This window comes from Armatimonadota bacterium, assembly GCA_031459855.1.
Classification (GTDB): domain Bacteria; phylum Sysuimicrobiota; class Sysuimicrobiia; order Sysuimicrobiales; family Humicultoraceae; genus Fervidifonticultor; species Fervidifonticultor primus.
The window spans coordinates 879,755-895,975 of sequence record JAVKHP010000001.1; the positions used below are offsets into that span (position 1 = coordinate 879,755).

General features: G+C 71.0%; 14 protein-coding genes. 7 read left to right on the plus strand and 7 right to left on the minus strand.

Annotated features, from left to right (window positions below; genetic code table 11):
* Positions 1-12: 12 nt before the first annotated feature.
* Genes QN157_04055 through QN157_04070 form a run of 4 tightly spaced genes read left to right on the plus strand, consistent with a single transcriptional unit; the run spans position 13 to position 3,774 of the window.
* On the plus strand, positions 13-930 hold the full coding sequence (locus tag QN157_04055) for a branched-chain amino acid ABC transporter permease (protein MDR7554760.1): 918 nt from the start codon (positions 13-15) through the stop codon (positions 928-930).
* 34 nt (positions 931-964) lie between these two features.
* Positions 965-2,149, plus strand: coding sequence for an ABC transporter substrate-binding protein (locus tag QN157_04060; GenBank protein MDR7554761.1), 1,185 nt, complete (start codon positions 965-967; stop codon positions 2,147-2,149).
* 48 nt (positions 2,150-2,197) lie between these two features.
* Positions 2,198-2,992, plus strand: a complete 795-nt coding sequence (locus tag QN157_04065) for an ABC transporter ATP-binding protein (protein ID MDR7554762.1) — start codon at positions 2,198-2,200, stop codon at positions 2,990-2,992.
* Positions 2,989-3,774: an ABC transporter ATP-binding protein gene (locus tag QN157_04070; GenBank protein MDR7554763.1), complete on the plus strand. Its 786-nt coding sequence runs from the start codon at positions 2,989-2,991 to the stop codon at positions 3,772-3,774. Before QN157_04065 ends, QN157_04070 begins: the two co-directional genes overlap by 4 nt.
* Positions 3,775-3,787: 13 nt before the next feature.
* Here the strand turns inward: QN157_04070 and QN157_04075 are convergent, their stop codons facing one another.
* Complete coding sequence (locus QN157_04075) at positions 3,788-5,617, minus strand: AMP-binding protein (protein MDR7554764.1); 1,830 nt, start codon at positions 5,615-5,617, stop codon at positions 3,788-3,790.
* Positions 5,618-5,850: 233 nt separating this feature from the next.
* Here QN157_04075 and QN157_04080 point away from each other — a divergent pair, with 233 nt between their 5' ends.
* On the plus strand, positions 5,851-6,630 hold the full coding sequence (locus QN157_04080; protein MDR7554765.1) for an SDR family oxidoreductase: 780 nt from the start codon (positions 5,851-5,853) through the stop codon (positions 6,628-6,630).
* Between the two features lie 15 nt (positions 6,631-6,645).
* Here the strand turns inward: QN157_04080 and QN157_04085 are convergent, their stop codons facing one another.
* The 5 genes from QN157_04085 to QN157_04105 form a co-directional block, all read right to left on the minus strand.
* Positions 6,646-7,644: a radical SAM protein gene (locus QN157_04085; GenBank protein MDR7554766.1), complete on the minus strand. Its 999-nt coding sequence runs from the start codon at positions 7,642-7,644 to the stop codon at positions 6,646-6,648.
* Positions 7,645-7,648: 4 nt separating this feature from the next.
* The gene (locus tag QN157_04090; protein MDR7554767.1) at positions 7,649-8,515 is read right to left on the minus strand and encodes a carbohydrate ABC transporter permease; all 867 of its coding nucleotides are present in this window, start codon (positions 8,513-8,515) and stop codon (positions 7,649-7,651) included.
* Positions 8,516-8,588: 73 nt separating this feature from the next.
* A complete protein-coding gene (locus tag QN157_04095; GenBank protein MDR7554768.1) occupies positions 8,589-9,527 on the minus strand; it encodes a sugar ABC transporter permease in 939 nt (312 codons plus the stop codon).
* Positions 9,514-10,563, minus strand: coding sequence for an ABC transporter ATP-binding protein (locus tag QN157_04100; protein MDR7554769.1), 1,050 nt, complete (start codon positions 10,561-10,563; stop codon positions 9,514-9,516). The genes QN157_04095 and QN157_04100 overlap by 14 nt, the downstream gene beginning before the upstream one ends.
* A gap of 75 nt (positions 10,564-10,638) precedes the next feature.
* Positions 10,639-12,105 (minus strand): extracellular solute-binding protein, encoded by a 1,467-nt coding sequence (locus QN157_04105; protein MDR7554770.1) that lies wholly within the window; start codon positions 12,103-12,105, stop codon positions 10,639-10,641.
* 270 nt (positions 12,106-12,375) lie between these two features.
* On the opposite strand from QN157_04105, the gene QN157_04110 reads away from it, so the two are divergent.
* Positions 12,376-13,320 carry an MBL fold metallo-hydrolase gene (locus tag QN157_04110; GenBank protein ID MDR7554771.1) on the plus strand — a complete coding sequence of 315 codons (945 nt, stop codon included), beginning with the start codon at positions 12,376-12,378 and terminating at the stop codon, positions 13,318-13,320.
* A 355-nt stretch (positions 13,321-13,675) separates the two neighbouring features.
* Positions 13,676-14,479: a pyrroline-5-carboxylate reductase gene (proC, locus tag QN157_04115; protein MDR7554772.1), complete on the plus strand. Its 804-nt coding sequence runs from the start codon at positions 13,676-13,678 to the stop codon at positions 14,477-14,479.
* A gap of 21 nt (positions 14,480-14,500) precedes the next feature.
* Here the strand turns inward: proC and QN157_04120 are convergent, their stop codons facing one another.
* Positions 14,501-16,132, minus strand: a complete 1,632-nt coding sequence (locus QN157_04120; protein MDR7554773.1) for a peptide ABC transporter substrate-binding protein — start codon at positions 16,130-16,132, stop codon at positions 14,501-14,503.
* Positions 16,133-16,221: the final 89 nt, after the last annotated feature.

Consider the following 16,221-nt stretch of genomic DNA (forward strand, 5'->3'; position numbering starts at 1 on the left):
GACACGAGTCTCGTGGCGCCGGGGGCCGCGGTGGTGGGGACGCTGGCCCAGGCGCTGGGCCCCGCGGCCCAGTACGCGATCGGGGGACTGGCGACCGGCAGCCTGTACGCGCTGGTGGCGCTGGGCATCGTCCTCCTCTACCGCGCCTCCCGGATCCTCAACTTCGCCCATGGGGACCTGGCCACGTTTGCCACCTTCGTCGCCTTCACGCTGCTCGGCCGGGGCGCCCCGTTTGGCGTGGCCGTGGGGGTGGGCCTGGCGGGGGCGGCGGCCATGGGCGCGGGCTTCTACGCCGTCGCGATCCGCCCCATCCGGGAAGGCACGCTGCTGGGCCAGATCGTGATGACACTCGGGCTGGCCCTGGCGCTGTCGGGGCTGATGCAGGTGCTCTGGGGCGCACAGACCGAGGTCTTCCCCTTCCCCCTCTCCCAGACCCGGGTCTACCGGCTTGGGAGCCTGGTCGTCAGCGAGATCAGCCTGGGCACCATCGCTGCGGGCGTCGTCCTCATGGGGGTGCTCTACGCGCTGGTCCAGCGCACGCGGATCGGGCTGGCCATGCGCGCCGTCGCCCAGCACCCCACGGCGGCCCAGGCCCTGGGCATTCCCACGCGGCGCATCTACGCGGCCACGTGGGCGCTGGCGTCCGCCCTGGGTGGCGCCGCCGGCATCCTGCTGGCGCCGGTCGTCTACCTCGACCCGTTCATGATGCTGGATCCGTTCCTCAAGGGCTTCGCGGCCGCCGTCCTGGGCGGGATGGACAGCCTGCCGGGCGCGGTCGTCGGGGGATTCCTGCTGGGCGTCGCCGAAGCCCTGTTCGCAGGGTTCGTCTCGCTGACGTTCAAGACGACCCTGGCGTTCGTTATCATCATTGTGGTCCTGCTGGTCCGTCCCCAGGGCCTCCTGGGGCGGGAGTACCGCCGGCGGGTATAGGAGACGCACGACCCGCACAGAGGAGGGGTGCAGCATGCGCACCGGACTTCGTCTTGCGGGACTGCTGGCGCTCGTGTCGCTGGTGGCGGCTGCGGCCGTCGCCCAAGAGCGCGGCGTCACCGCCACCGAGATCGTCCTGGGCACGTCCATGCCCACCTCGGGCCCCGCGGCCTTCTGGGGGTTGGGCGTCGGCGGGGGCATCGACGCGTGGCTGCGGCACACGAACGAGCAGGGCGGCATCCACGGCCGCCGGTTCCGGTTCATCGTCAAGGACGACGGCTACCTGCCACCCCGTGCCGTCGCCAACGTGCGCGAGCTCGTCGAGCGCGATGGGATCTTCGCCCTCGTCTCGCAGATCGGCACCGCCAACTGCTTTGCGGTGCGTGACTTCGTGGTGGAGGCTCGGGTGCTCTGGATCACCCCCGCCTGCGGCGCCGACATCTGGGCCGGGATGCGCGACCGCAACCGCTACCTCTTCGTCACCTACCCCGGCTACACGGACGAAGGCATCTTCCTGACGAAATACGGCGTGGAGAAGCTCAACGCCAGGAAGATCGCGGTCTTCTACCAGAACGACCTCTACGGGCAGCAGGGGCTGCTGGGCGTCAAGCGCGGCGTCGCCCAAGCCAAGGGCGCCAGGCTCGTCGCGCAGGTCTCCTACGAGGTGACCGACGCCGACGTGGCGGCCCAGGCGCTGAAGCTGAAGGAGTCGGGCGCCGATACCCTGATCCTCTACGCGACGCCGCGCCACGGGGCGCTGATCGTCCGCGAGATCGTCAGGCTGGGCTACCGGCCCACCCTGCTGTCCACGTTCACCCTGCTGGATCCCATCATGTTCCAGCTGGCGGGCGACGCCTGGGACGGCGTCCACCTGGCGTCCTACATCCCGCTGCCGGGTACTGACCCCAAGGTCGATGCCGTGCTGGCGACGCTGACGCGCATCAACCCGGCGCTGGCGCGCAATCCCTTCAACGCCATCGCCGGCGTCTCGTTCGTCGAGCCGTTCCTGGAGGGCCTGCGGCGGGCCGGGCCCGCCCTGACGCGGGACCGCGTCGTCGAGGCGATGGAGACGATCCAGAACTGGGACGGTGAGGTGATCCGCGGCGTCACCTTCTCGCGGGAGCACCGGCAGGGCATCAACCGCCTGTTCATGGTGCGTGTCGAGCGGGGGCGCTTCGTGAAGCTCACCGACTGGTACACGTACCCCAAGAAGTTCTGAGATGGGCGGGCCGATCGCCTGAGGGTGCGGCCGGCCGCCCGAGGGCCCATGGCGGGCGAATCCGATCCCGCCGCGCGGGAGGTCCCCCTGCTGGAGGTCGCGGGCCTGTCCATGGCCTTTGGCGGGATCGTGGCGCTGCACCGCGTGGACCTGACCGTCCGGGCGCGGGAGCTGGTCTCCATCATCGGGCCCAACGGCGCGGGCAAGACCACCCTGTTCAACTGCATCTGCGGGCTCTACCGGCCCCAGGCCGGCGTCGTCCGCTTCCGCGGCGCGCCCCTGCCGCCGCGGCCCGACGCCGTGGCCCGGTGCGGCATCGCCCGCACCTTCCAGAACATCGAGCTGTTCCGCGGCAGCACCACCCTCGACAACGTGATGCTCGGCCGCCACCTGCACATCCGCGCGTCGTTGCTGGACGCTGCCCTGGCCACGCCGCGCTGGCGGCGCGAGGAGGCCCGGCACCGCCGGCGGGTCGAGGAGATCCTCGACTTCCTGGACCTCCAGGCGTACCGGCGTCGCCGGGTCGGCGACCTGCCGCTGGGGCTGCAGCGCCTGGTGGAGATCGCCCGCGCCCTGGCCACCGAGCCCGCCCTCCTGCTGCTGGACGAACCCTCGGCCGGCATGACCGCCGAGGAGAAGGCCGACCTGGTCCACCGCATCCGCGACATCCGCGAGGAGTGGGGCATCACGGTGATCTTGGTCGAACACGACCTCAAGCTGGTGATGGGCATCTCCGACTGGATCGCGGTCCTCGACCACGGCGAGAAGATCGCCGAGGGCCCTCCTGCGGCCGTGCAGCGCGATCCGGCGGTGATCAGCGCCTACCTGGGGGAGCCCGCGTGACCGACGACGCGGCCCTGCTGCGAGTCCGCAACGTCGAGACCGCGTACTACGGCCGCCTGACCGTGCTGCGGGGGGTCTCGCTGGACGTGCGGGCGGGCCAGGTGGTGGCGATGCTGGGGTCCAACGGCGCGGGCAAGACGACCCTGCTGCGCACCATCATGGGCTTCATCCCCGACCAGCCCCACAAGGGCACGGTGGAGGTGCTGGGCCGTCGGGTGAACGGCTGGGCCCCCGAGGACATCGCGGCGCTGGGCGTGGCCTACATCCCCGAGGGCCGGGGCATCTTCCCCGAGCTCACCGTGGAAGAGAACCTGGTGCTGGGCGCCTACACCCGGCGCGACCGGGACGTGGCCGCCGACCTGGCGGCCCTGACGGCGCGCTTCCCGATCCTCGCCGAGCGCCGCCACCAGCTGGCGGGGACGCTGTCGGGCGGGGAGCAGCAGATGCTGGCCATCGCCCGCGCCCTGCTGGCCCGCCCGAAGCTGCTGCTCCTCGACGAGCCGTCGCTGGGGCTGGCCCCGCGGGTGGTCGTCGACGTCTTCCGCATCCTCCGCGAGATCCATGCGGCGGGCGTGGCGATCCTGCTGGTCGAGCAGAACGCGCGCCAGGCGCTGGCCGTGGCCGACTACGCCTACGTCCTGGAGAACGGCCGCATCGTGCTCGAAGGCGCCAGCGCGCGCCTTCAGGAGGACCCCAACGTGCAGGAGCTCTACCTGGGGGTCGTCCGCGAGGAGTCGGTGAAGGGCTACCGGCGCTACAAGATCCGGCGGCGGTGGGCCTGAGCCCGCGCGCCGGTCAGTCGCGGTACAGCGCGGCGATCACGTCGGCGTACTTCTCCATGATCGCCTTGCGCTTGACCTTCAGGGTGGGCGTCACGTCGCCTTCCTCGGCGTGCAGCCGCCGGGGGAGGATCGCGAACCGCTTGATCTGCTCGGGCGAGGACAGGGTCCGGTTCACCGCGGCCACCTCGGCCTTGATCAGGTCGTAGACCTCCGGCCGGGCCGCCAGGTCGGCGTAGGTCGTGAACGGCACGCGGCGGTCCTGCGCCCACGTCGTCACGTTCTCCTCGTCGATGACGATCAGCGCGGTGCAGTAGCGACGCCCGTCGCCGATCACCACGGCGTCGTTGATGTACGGGCTGGCCTTGAGCTTGTTCTCGATGTACTGGGGCGCGATGTTCTTGCCGCCCGCGGTGATGAACAGGTCCTTCTTGCGGTCGGTGATGCGCAGGAAACCGTCGGCGTCCAGCTCCCCCACGTCGCCGGAGTGCAGCCAGCCGTCGACCAGGGCGGCCGCGGTCGCCGCCGGGTCGCGGAAGTAGCCCGCGAAGACGTTGGGCCCCCGCACCAGGATCTCGCCGTCGGGCGCGATCCGCACCTCCACGCCGGGCAGCGGTTTGCCCACGGTGCCCAGCCGGATGTCGTCGCCCTGCACCATCGTGGTGGGGCCGCAGTCCTCGGTCTGCCCGTAGATCTCCCGCACGGGGACGCCGATCGTCCAGAAGTACGCCAGCAGCTCCGGGGCGATCGGGGCGCCCGCCGAGTAGGCCAGCCGGATCCGGTGCAGCCCCAGCCGGCGGCGCAGGGGCGCCAGCACCAGGCGATCGGCCACCCCGGCCGCGGCGCGCAGCCAGGCGGGCACCGGCTGGCGCGCCAGTCGCCGCTGCACCGCCGCGCGGGCGACGGCCAGCGCCACCCGGTAGGCCGTGCGCTTGACCGCGTCGTTCTCCTGCATCCGCAGGGAGACGCCCGAGTAGAGCTTCTCCCACACCCGGGGCACCCCGAAGAAGACCGTGGGCGCGACCTCCCTGAGGTTCTCCAGCACCGTATCGGTGTTCTCGACGAAGTTCACGGTGTAGCCCCACCGCGCCGGGAGGAAGACCGAGAACTGCCGCTCGGCGATGTGGGCCAGCGGCAGGTAGGACAGCACCTCGTCGTCGGCCCGGACCGGCGTGGCGGCGTCGATCGCCGCCGTGGTCCACGTGATGTTGCGGTGCGTGAGCATCGCGCCCTTGGGCGGGCCGGTGGTCCCTGAGGTGTAGATCAGCACCGCGACGTCCTCGGGCGCGATCTGGGCCAGGCGCTCGTCGACGGCGGTAGGCGCGCGCCGGGCGTGCTCTGCGCCCAGGGCCAGGAACTGGTCCCACAGGAGCACCTGGGGGTCCTGGAACCCGCGCAGGCCCTCGGGGTCCATCACGACGATGTGCTCCAGCACCGGTAGCCGGCTGCGGACCTCGAGGGCCTTGTCGAGTTGCTCCTCGCCCTCGACGATGAAGACGCGGCACCCAGCGTGGTCGAGGATGTAGTGCACCTGCTCGGGGCTGCTGGTGGTGTAGATGCCTGTCGTGATGGCCCCAACGCTCTGAATGGCCAGGTCGGCGAACAGCCACTCGGGCCGGTTCTCACCGATGAGCCCGACGCGCTCGCCGCGCTGCACGCCCAGGGCGAGCAGCGCGTGCGCCACCAGGCGCACCTGGGCCGCGTACTCCTCCCAGGTGATGCGCTGCCAGATGCCGTAGCGCTTGCGCCGCAACGCCACCGCGCGCCCGCGGCGGGCCGCCTGGGCGAAGAAGAGGCCCGGGACCGTCTCGAGGGAGACCGTGGGCGGTGCCAGGGTCACCGTCATATGCCACCTGCAGCCGCCGCCGCGTCCTGCTGCGCGGCCACGCTTCCATGTTAGCACCGCCGGGGCCGGCCTCCTGCCGCGGCCGCCCTGCGCCCGTGCCCCGACGCGCCGCCGGCCGCGCGCAGCGTCGTCCACACCACCTACGGCTGGACACGGGCACACCTGACCGTGCCCGTCGTGCCCCCGGCAGGGCGCAAGGGGGGCTGGACGGAATACTCGCAGGCGACTGCGCCATGGCCGGAATTCTCGAGCGGCTCTTCGACCTCCACGGCCACGCCGCCCTGGTCACCGGCGGCTCGCGGGGCATCGGGTTCGAAATCGCCCGGGCGCTGGGCGAAGCCGGCGCGCGGGTCGCGATCCTCGCGCGCCGCTCCGAGTGGCTGCAGCCCGCCGAGCAGGCGTTGCGCGCGGCGGGCGTGCCGTGCGCGGGCATCGCCGCCGACGTGGCCGACCCTGACCAGGTGGCCCGCGCGGTGGACGCCGCGCAGCAGGCGGTGGGCGACCTGACGATCCTGGTGAACGCCGCGGGCCGCACCTGGGGCGCGCCGGCCGAGGCGATGCCCCTGGAGCGCTGGCGCGAGGTGATGGAGGCCAACGCCACCGGCACGTTCCTGGTGAGCCAGGCGGTGGGGCGCGGGATGATCGCCCGGCGGTACGGGCGGATCCTCAACGTGGCGTCGGTGGCGGGCCTCCAGGCCTCAGCCCCGGAGATCGCGCCCATCTCGGGCTACGCCGCCAGCAAGGGTGCCGTCATCGCCTACACGCGCCAGCTGGCGGTCGAATGGGCGCCGTACGGCATCACCGTCAACGCCCTGGCACCGGGATTCGTGCACACCCGCATGGCGGACGTGGTGATCACCCGCGCGGGGCAGCGCTTGGTCGACCGGATCCCGGTCGGCCGCGTCGGCGAGCCCGCCGACCTGCTGGGCATCGTCCTGGCGCTGGTAGCGCCGTCGGCCGGCTACATCACGGGACAGGTCGTCGTCGTGGACGGCGGGATGACGGCGGTCTGACTGGCGCCTGTGTCCTCAGAACAGCGCGATTTGGGTGGCCACGGGACACGTCGTCGGCGTCGGGTGGACGTCGTCTGCGGGGGGCTCCACCGCGCCGGACGGAGCGCCCGCGGCGCGCGGACGCGCTCTGTCCGCGGCAGGCCCATCATCGAACCCCGCCCGGCGCTTGACCGCCGCCACGACGGCCTGGACCCGTCGCTGGTAGGCTCGGGGCGCGTACTTCCCCCGGTAGAGCGCCGCGTACTCCTCCACCAGCTCCGGGTGCCACCGTTCCAGGTAGGCGAAGAAGGCCTGGCGCGTGACGTCGCCCAGGTGCAGCGTGTTGGTCCACAGCCAGCGGGCCCCGTGCGCGCGCGCCGCCTCGACTACCGCCGCGAGCTGCGCCGGCGCGTCGGTGAGCCCCGGGAGCACCGGCGCCAGCAGGACGCCGACCGGCACGGCGGCCTCGGCCAGCGTCCGCAGCGCCGCCAGCCGGCCCTCCGGCGGCGGCACATCGGGCTCGAGCTGGCGCGCCAGCGCCACGTCCAGCGTGGCGATGCTGACGCAGACCGTCACCCCCGGACCGCACGCCAGCTGGCGCAGCACGTCGAGGTCGCGGACGACCATGGTGGACCGGGTCACGATGCAGGCCGGCGTGTGGAAGTCGCGCAGCACCTCCAGGATCCGCCGGGTGAGCCGGTAGGCGCCCTCGGCCGGCTGGTACGGGTCGGTGGCGGTGCCGATGTGGACCTCCTCGCGGGTCCACGCAGGGTGCGCCAGTTCCCGGCGCAGCACCTCGGGCGCGTTGACCTTGACGAAGATCCGGGCCCCCCAGTCCTGCACGCCGTCCTGGTCCAGGAACCAGTGGGTGCGCCGGGCGTAGCAGAACACGCACTGGTGCTGGCAGCCGCGGTAGGGGTTGATCGACCAGCGGAAGGGCATGCCCTCGACGCGGTTGAGGACCGACCGGGCCTCGACCTCGACCCACTCGACCCGGGGCAGCACGCGCACGCCGGTGGGCTGCCACGGTCGCATGGGCTCAGCCCTTCACGGCCCCCGCCGTCAGCCCTGCGATGAAGCGGTCGATCACCAGGTTGTAGACCACGGCGATGGGGACGCTGGTGAACAGACAGGCCGCCATCAGCGAGCCCCAGTAGAAGACGTCTCCCCGCACCAGGGCCACGGGCACGCCCAGGCTGACGGTCATGCGGTCGACCGAACTGATGAACGTCAGCGCGTAGACGAAGTCCTGCATGACCTGGGTGAAGGCGAAGATGGCGATGGTGAGCAGGCCCGAAACCGCCAGTGGCAGCACCACGCGGCCGGCGACCGCCAGGCGGCTGTACCCGTCGATCATCCCCTGTTCCTCGATGTCGCGCGGGATCGACCGGAAGAACCCCGCCATCAGCCAGGTGCAGAACGGCACGGTGAACGTCGGGTAGACCAGCACCAGCGCCCACAGCGAGTTCTGCAACCCCAGCACGGCGATCAGGCGCGAGAAGGGGATGAACAGCAGCGTGGGCGGGACCAGGTAGGTCAGGAAGATCCCGATGCTGAGCCGCTCGCCCCACCGGCCGGTGAGCCGGGCCAGGCTGTACCCGGCGGGGGCCGCCAGCACCAGGGTGATCGCTACCACCACCAGGCCGACCAGCACGGTGTTGCGCACCCAGACCAGGTAGAGCGTCTGCCGCAGCAGCAGGGTCACGTGGTCCAGCGTCGGGGGGAGGTTGAAGATCCACGGGATGTGGGTCATCACCGTGCCGCCGACGTAGAGGTCCCGGTCCTGCTTGAACGTGGTCAGGAACATCCAGTAGAAGGGGAAGACGGCGAAGACGGTGAAGGCGGCCGCCGCCAGGTAGAGCGCGGCGCGGCGGACGGCACGGCCCAGACGGCGCCGGCGTCTCATGGAGCTCCCTCCACCTGCGCCGGCCGTGGCCACGTCGCGGTCTCGCAGCGGTACGCCCGCGCGCGTGGCGGCGTCACGTCCCCACCTCGGCGCGTCGCGCCGTCCGCAGCATGCCCGCCGCGACGACCACCAGAACGGGCAGCAGGAACAGCGCCACGGCGGCGCCCTGGCCCAGGTTGGCGCCCAGGATGCCCCGCTGGAACGCCAGGCTCGCCAGCACGTGGGTGCTGTTGTAGGGGCCGCCGCGGGTGAGCAGGTAGACCACCCCCAGATCGGTCGACGTGAACACCACCCCGAAGAGCACCGCGACCGTCACGATGGGCAACAGCAGCGGCAGGTTGATCTCCAGCAGCCGGCGCCAGAAGCTCGCGCCGTCGACCACCGCCGCCTCGGTGATCTCGTGGGGCAGTGCCGTCAGCCCGGCCAGCGTCACCACCGTGGCGAAGGGGAACATGCGCCAGACGTGGACGGTGATGATGGCGATCATGGCCAGGGTGGGGTCCCCGAACCAGTAGTACCAGTCCTGGGTGAGCCGCAGGAACCGCAGGGTCCAGTTGACCACGCTGAACGTCGAGTCGAAGATCCACGTCCACGCCATGGTCGCCAGCGACACGGGCGCTGCCCAGGGCAACAGCAGCAGGAAGCGCACGGCGCGCCGGCCGAGGAAAGCGGCCTGCAGCACGTGCGCCGCGGTCACCGCCAGGACGATGACGAGCGCCTGCGAGACCAGCGTGAAGATCAGCGTGTTCCACAGCGCACGGTGAAACTGCGGGTCGGGCAGGATCGCCAGGAAGTTCCGCAGGCCGACCCAGGAGAGCTCCAGGCTGCCCGCGGTGGCCGACGAGAAGCTGAGGACGATGGCCAACACAAACGGCACGCCCACCAGCGCGATAACGTAGACGAGGGCCGGCGCCAGCAGCAGCCGCGCCAGCACGTCGTCGCGGTCGGCCAGGGTGCGTCGCGCGACAGCGGCCGGTGCGGGCAGCGCGCGGGCGCCGCTAGGCAGGGCCACGGGTACGGGCCAGCCCCGTGCGGGCGTCGAAGTAGCGCAGCGCGCGTCGCGGCACCACGAAGGGGTAGACCTCGCCCTCGGCGATGGCCACGGTGACGGTCGCCGGCAGGTCGGCGATGACCGTCCGCTCGGCTGCCGGACGGTCCTCCAGGGCCCCGTAGAGCAGCCGAGACGCCCCCAGGTGCTCGATCTGGCGCACCCGGAACCGGAAGGACTCCACGTCCTCGCCGGGCGGCACCGCCTCCCGCGGCAGGAAGGCCTCCGGTCGGAACCCCAGCAGCGTGCCGTCGGTCCACTCGACCAGGTTCATGGGCGGCGAGCCCAGGAAGGTGGCCACGAACACGTCCGCCGGGTAGTCGTAGACCGCCTGGGGCGTGCCGATCTGCCGGATCTTCCCCTTGTCCATGACGGCGATGCGGTCGCCCAGGCCCATGGCCTCCACCTGGTCGTGGGTGACGTAGATGGTGGTGGTCCCGATTTGGCGCTGGAACTCCTTGAGCTCGTAGCGGGCGATAGCGCGGAGCTGCGCGTCGAGGTTGGACAGTGGCTCGTCGAAGAGGAAGACCTTGGGGTCGCGCACCACCGCCCGGGAGAGCGCCACCCGCTGACGCTCGCCGCCCGAGAGCTGCCGGGGCCGCCGCGGCAGCAGGTGCTGGAGCCCGAACTTCCTGGCCGCCTCATGCACCCGCTCCCGGATGGTGGCCGGCGGGGTGCGCAGCGCCTCCAGGGGGAACGCGATGTTCTGGAAGGCGGTCTTGTGCGGGTAGAGGGCGTAGCTCTGGAAGACCATGGCGATGCCTCGGGCCCGCGGCGGGACGTCGGCATCCATCAACTGCCCGCCGATGTAGATCTCGCCGGCGGTGGGCACCTCCAGGCCTGCGATCATCCGCATCAGGGTGGTCTTCCCGCACCCCGAGGGCCCCAGCAGCACCAGCAGTTCGCCCTCGAAGACGGTGAGGTCGACGCCGTCGACCGCGCGCACCTCCCCGAAGTGCTTGCGCAGCCCGCGGGTTTCGACATAGGCGGTCTGGCTCACGACGTGCTCCGCACCCTGCAGGGCCGCACGTGGGGGCGCCCGCCTGCGGCGGGCGCCCCTCGCATGCCCCCTACACTACACCTTGCGATCGCGGCTGCCACCGCCGACCAGTCCGGCGCGCCGCCACTTCTCGAAGATCTGCAGACAGCGACGGTGCGCCTCCTCCACGGCCTGCTTGGCGGTCAGCTGGCCCGTGGCCGCCTTGGCGAACATGTCGGTGATCACGTAGGTGTCGAAGATCTCGCCCTCGGCGGCATTGGCCGGTCCCGGATGGCCCACGTTGGTGGACCACTTCTCGGCATCCGCCAGCACCTTCAGCTTGTCCGGCGGAATGGAGCCAAACGGATCGCGGAACACCTGGCGACGCAGCCACTGGCGTCCGGCGTCGGGCTTCTGCGCCACCGGCACGGTGCGGTCCGCCACCGAGCCCATGAACGACGGGAAGTTGTAGAGCTTGCTGGCCATGACGGCGTCGCGGTAGTTGTCCAGCAGGTGGAGCAGGAACTCCTTGGCGTGGTCGGGGCTGCGCGAGAACCGCCAGATCACCCACACGCCCATGACGTGCTCGCTGGCCCACGCCGCCCTGGGCCCGCGCAACGCCGGCACGAAGAAGATGTCGGGCGCCGTGGGCAGGTTGCGGTCCTGGGCCGAGCGGTAGGCGGAGATCGAGTTGAGGATGTAGGCCGTCTGGCCGGCCTCCAGGGCCTGGTTGTTGGACGCCGCGTTCCAGCTCAGCACCGCCGGGGTCATCGCCTCGCGGAAGAGCCGCGTGGCGAACTCGACGGCCTGAATGGTCTCCTCGGAGTTGAGGACGACGTTCTCCTCGGCATCCTGGATCGAGGCCCCGAACGACCACAGCATGGCCCGGGTGGCCATGTTCGAGTCGATGTCCTGCGACAGGCCGATGCCGATGGGGATCTGGATCTGGGGGAACTTCCTGCGGATCTCGCGCCCCGCGGTCAGCAGGTCGTCCCAGGTCCGCGGCCCGTTCACCATGCCGATGCCCGCCCACACGCTCTTGAGGTAGTCGCCGGGGTCGGGCACCCAGTTGTCCGAGAACCCGAAGTACTTGCGGGTGCGGGCGTTGTAGGTGCTCTTCTTCGCCAGCGGGTGGATGGGGCCGTAGCGCCGTTCCGCCTCCGCCACGACGTCGGAGAGGTCGAGCACCTGCGGCTCGAACGCCGCGGGCGGCGCCAGGAAGAAGAACAGGTCGTGGCCCTGCTGCGCCGCCACCTGCGCGTTGGCCCGGGGCACGATGTCGGCGAACGAGATGTGGTCGACCGTGACCTGGATGCCCTTGCTCTCGCCCCAGGCCCGCGCGAAGGGGTCGAACCACCGGTCGAACGCCGGCACGAAGTGGCTCCAGGTCATGATGCGGAGCGTGCGGGGCTGTGCGTGCACGATGTAGGGCCCGGTCAGGCGGGCCGCGCTGCCCAGGCCCAGCCCGACGGCGCCGGCGGCCGTGAGCTTCAGCAGGTCACGCCGGGTGACCCGGCGCCAGCGACCGTCGTCGATACGGATCCAGCGTGCGTCGTCGCCCATCTGTCTCCACCCCCGTCGCGGGTCGCTTCCGGTTCCGGCCAAACACCACGCAGTTGCAGGGAGAGTATAGGATCCTGGGCATTCCTCTTGCAACAGTGAACACCGCCCCGCGCCCATGGGCGCAGGCCCCGGGGATGCGCCCACGCCGGGGCCGCCGCGTGCCCCTGCGGCTCGCAGACCCGGTGCTGCCGGCGACATCGACACGCCCACGCCCCCGCGCCCGTGGACCGCAGGGGAACGACAGCCCCCCTGCCGAAATGCCGCAGCGTCGTGCGCATCACGCCGATCCCCCTGCCCACCCCGTTTCCTGTCGGGGCTGTAAACGCCTACCTGCTGCCCGGGCCGCCGGTCACCCTGGTCGACTGCGGACCCAAGACCCCCGAGGCGCTGGATGCGCTGCGCCAGGGCCTGGCCGCCGCGGGGATGGGCCTTGAGGCGATCGAGCGCCTGATCCTGACCCACGGCCACCTGGACCACTTCGGGCTGGCCGCCACGGTGGCCGCCGCGAGCAACGCCCGCATCTACGCCCACCCCGCCGAGGTCCCCAAGCTGACCGCCGACCGCGCGTTCGTCGAGCCCGCCCGCGTCTTCATCAGGGAAGCCGGGTTCGAGGCCGATGTAGCCGACCGGTGGCTCGAGGTCATGCGCAGTTACCGCCACCACCTCGATCGCGTGACGCCCACAGACCTGGTGGACGACGGGGACCGGCTGCCGCTGGGCGATGGCACCCTCGAGGTGCTGCACACGCCAGGCCACGCGCAGGGCCACATCTGCCTGTGGGACGGACACAGCCTGATCGCCGGTGACCTCCTGCTGGAGGAGGTCAGCCCGAACCCGGTCGTCGAGTTCGACGCCACCGGCCAGCGGCTGCGCACGCTGCCGGCCTACCTGCGGTCGCTGCGCCGCGTGGCCGCCCTGCGCCCCGCAGTGGCGTACCCGGGCCATGGCTCACCGCTCCAGGCACCGGCGGCCCGCGCCCTGGAGCTCATCCGCCACCACCAGGCGCGCAAGGACGCCCTGGCCGCGCTCCTGACCGGGCGGCGGTGGACCGTGCGTGACTTGATCGCCACGTGGTTCCCCACCCTGGACCCCCGCCAGCTCTACCTGGCCATCTCCGAGGTGACGGGCCACCTTGATCTGCTCGACGCGGAGGGCCGCCTGGTCGTCGAGCGCCGAGACGGCGTCTGCTACTACACGCACGCCACGGCGGCCTGAGCGCAGACACGGGGACGACCCGCGCAACAGCGCCCGCTGCTTGATCCCGCTGCGCGCGCGTGCTACGCTTCCATGCACCGGGTACTGGCGATGACGGAGGCCAGTAGCGGCGGGCGCGGCGGAAGCGAGCCGGGGACGGTGTGAGCCCGGCGTCGGTGCCGCCGGCGAACCCACCTCCAGAGCTGCGGCCGAGATCGTTCTCGCGCAAAGGCCGCCGGGTCGTGCCCGAGATCGCACGCCGAGTGCGCGGGCGTGCTGTCAAGCCGCAGCCGCCCGCGAACCGAGGTGGTACCGCGGACGCCCCTCCGCCCTTGGCGGAGGGGCGCATGTTGTTTTCGGCAGGACGGTGAGGGTGATGAACGCGACGATCGGGTTCGTGGGCGCCGGCAACTTCACGGAAGCCCTGATCCGGGGGCTCCGCATGGCCGGCGTGGCGGGCGACCGGCTCCTGGTCACCACGCGCAGCCGGCTGGATCGCCTCGAGGCCCTGCAGCGCCAGTGGAGCGTCGTGCCCGTGCGGGACAAGGCCGCGCTCTGCCGTGCCGCCTCGGTCCTGATCCTGGCCATGAAGCCCCAGGATCTCCACGAGGCCATGCGGGACCTGGCACCGGCCGTGACCACTGGTCACATGCTGATCACCGTGCTCGCCGGCGTCCCGACCGCGGCGGTCGAGCGCTACGTCGACGGCGCACCCGTCATCCGAGCCATGCCCAACCTGCCCATGGCGGTCCGCGCGGGCGCCACCGCGATCGCCTGCGGCCGGCACGTCCGCGACGAACACCGGGCGCAGGCCCGGGCGCTCTTCGACCTCGTGGGCGAGACGGTCGAGGTCAGCGAGGAGTGGATGAACGCCGTGACGGCCGTCTCGGGCAGCGGCCCCGCCTACGTCTACCTGCTCCTCGAGGCGCTCATCGAGGCAGCCGTCGCCGTGGGCATCCCGCCCGAGCCCGCCCGCGCCCTGGCCCTGCAGACCGTGCTGGGTGCCGCCCGGCTCGTGCGCGACACGGGCGCCGATCCGGCCGACCTGCGCCACCGCGTCACCTCCCCCGGCGGAACCACCCGCGCCGCGCTGGCGGTGCTGGAGGCACGCGGGTTCAAGCCGGCGGTGATCGAGGCGGTCCGGCGGGCGACGGAGCGGGCGCGGGAGCTGGGAGCGTAGCCCCGCGCGGGCTCAGAACCGCTAGCGCGTCATCCACCACTCCTCACTGTTCCAGAACAGCCCCACGAACGCCTGCGGGTTGCTGGGCCGCAGTCCGCGCACCCGATGGTGGACCGAGTTGATGAGGATGCGGTTAAACATCGGCATCAGGGCGTAGCTGTTGTAGACCATGCGTTGTGCGCGATCCAGCAGCGCACGTCGCCGTTTTGGATCGGGCGTCTCGTTGAGTTCCTCCAGCACCCGGTCCAACGAGGGAGTCCAGAAGCCAGTGAAATTAAACCCTGTTGGCCGGCGCTCTGAAGGTATCTGGCTCGAGTGCCACCAGGTGTACAGGTCGGGATCGAGCCCCGTCAGCCCGTTCGCATGCCCGGCCATGTCCCACTGGCGACGATAGAGCACGGCACCGGTCGCCCATGATCCGAAAAATCGCGGCGGCGGGTAGTTCTGGATACGCATCTCGATGCCAACCTCGCGGAGGTTCTGCTGCATGACAACCTGCATCGCCTCACGCGTCGGATCGCCGGCGGTGGTTGAATGGACGAAGCTGAACCGCACCCCCTCCTTGACCCGAATACCATCAGGTCCCAACCGCCACCCCGCACGGTCCAGCAGCTCCCGAGCCCGTGCGGGATCCACCGGGTACGGCTTGAGGTCCTTAGCAAACCACGGCGTGTTTTGCAGCATGTTGACGGCCTCGGTGGTTGCCCCCCGCAGAATCGTCTTGATCATCGTGACGCGGTCGGTGGCAAAGACCACTGCCTGCCGCGCCCTCACGTCTGCAAAGATTGGATGCGGTTGGCTGAGATCCCGTGGGTCGTTCAGATTGAACAGCCACCGTTCCAGTGTCGCTGGGAAGACGTTGACGAGGCGCACATCGCGCAGCCGCTCCAAATCACCCAACTGCGCCTCGGAGAAGTTGATACCTATCTGTACCTCCGCCGTCTGGGCCTGCGCCAGCATCACAGCACGATCCGGCACGACCTTGAACACGATGCGGTCCAAGTACGGCTTCCCCTGCTGCCAGTACGCTGGATTGCGCTCGACCGTAATGTGGGAACCAGAAAGCCACTCGACGAACCGGAAGGGCCCGGTGCCGACCGGCCGACGTGCAAACTCCCGCGGCGCAGTGCGCGTCAGCACGTGCTCGGGGAGCAAGAAACCATGCGCAAGTACGTTTTCGAGGAACGGCACGTACAGGTTCTTGAGACGCACAGTGGCCGTTAGCCCGTCGGCGGCCACGTCGACGCTAGTGATGCTGTCCCAGCCGCGACGGTAGACAGCGCCACTTCCCGGATCGGTGATCCACCGCCAGGTGAATGCGAAGTCCCGCAGCGTCACCGGCTGCCCGTCATGCCAGCGCAGGCCGGGACGTAGCTTCAGCGTGTACGTCATTCCATCCAGGGCAATGCCGCCGTTGTCCCGCGTCGGCACTTCCCGCAGCAGCCGCGGGACGAAGCGATTCTGATCGTCCACGGCGATCAGCGGATCGTTGATGGTCGTCATCACCATCATCGACATCGCGTACGGGGTGGCGTGCTGCGGCCATAAGAGCGTGACGGGCTCCTGCCAGATGCCGACCACCAGCGTACCGCCACGGCGCGGGAGCTCGGTGGGCGCGGAGTTACCGCGCAAGGGCATCAGGACCACGACCACTGCGCACAGTCCGAGCACAAGCCCACCCAGGGCGGACGACCGCCGACTACGCATCCGCGTGTTCCTCCTTACCGAAGACGTTGGCTGGC

What these genes read in the sequence shown, in the direction of transcription:
- QN157_04080 (MDR7554765.1), top strand. Translation starts at nt 5,851, where the DNA reads ATGGCCGGAATTCTCGAGCGGCTCTTCGACCTCCACGGCCACGCCGCC.
- QN157_04090 (MDR7554767.1), bottom strand. Translation starts at nt 8,515, where the DNA reads ATGAGACGCCGGCGCCGTCTGGGCCGTGCCGTCCGCCGCGCCGCGCTC.
- QN157_04105 (MDR7554770.1), bottom strand. Translation starts at nt 12,105, where the DNA reads ATGGGCGACGACGCACGCTGGATCCGTATCGACGACGGTCGCTGGCGC.
- QN157_04065 (MDR7554762.1), top strand. Translation starts at nt 2,198, where the DNA reads ATGGCGGGCGAATCCGATCCCGCCGCGCGGGAGGTCCCCCTGCTGGAG.
- proC (MDR7554772.1), top strand. Translation starts at nt 13,676, where the DNA reads ATGAACGCGACGATCGGGTTCGTGGGCGCCGGCAACTTCACGGAAGCC.
- QN157_04075 (MDR7554764.1), bottom strand. Translation starts at nt 5,617, where the DNA reads ATGACGGTGACCCTGGCACCGCCCACGGTCTCCCTCGAGACGGTCCCG.
- QN157_04060 (MDR7554761.1), top strand. Translation starts at nt 965, where the DNA reads ATGCGCACCGGACTTCGTCTTGCGGGACTGCTGGCGCTCGTGTCGCTG.
- QN157_04085 (MDR7554766.1), bottom strand. Translation starts at nt 7,644, where the DNA reads ATGCGACCGTGGCAGCCCACCGGCGTGCGCGTGCTGCCCCGGGTCGAG.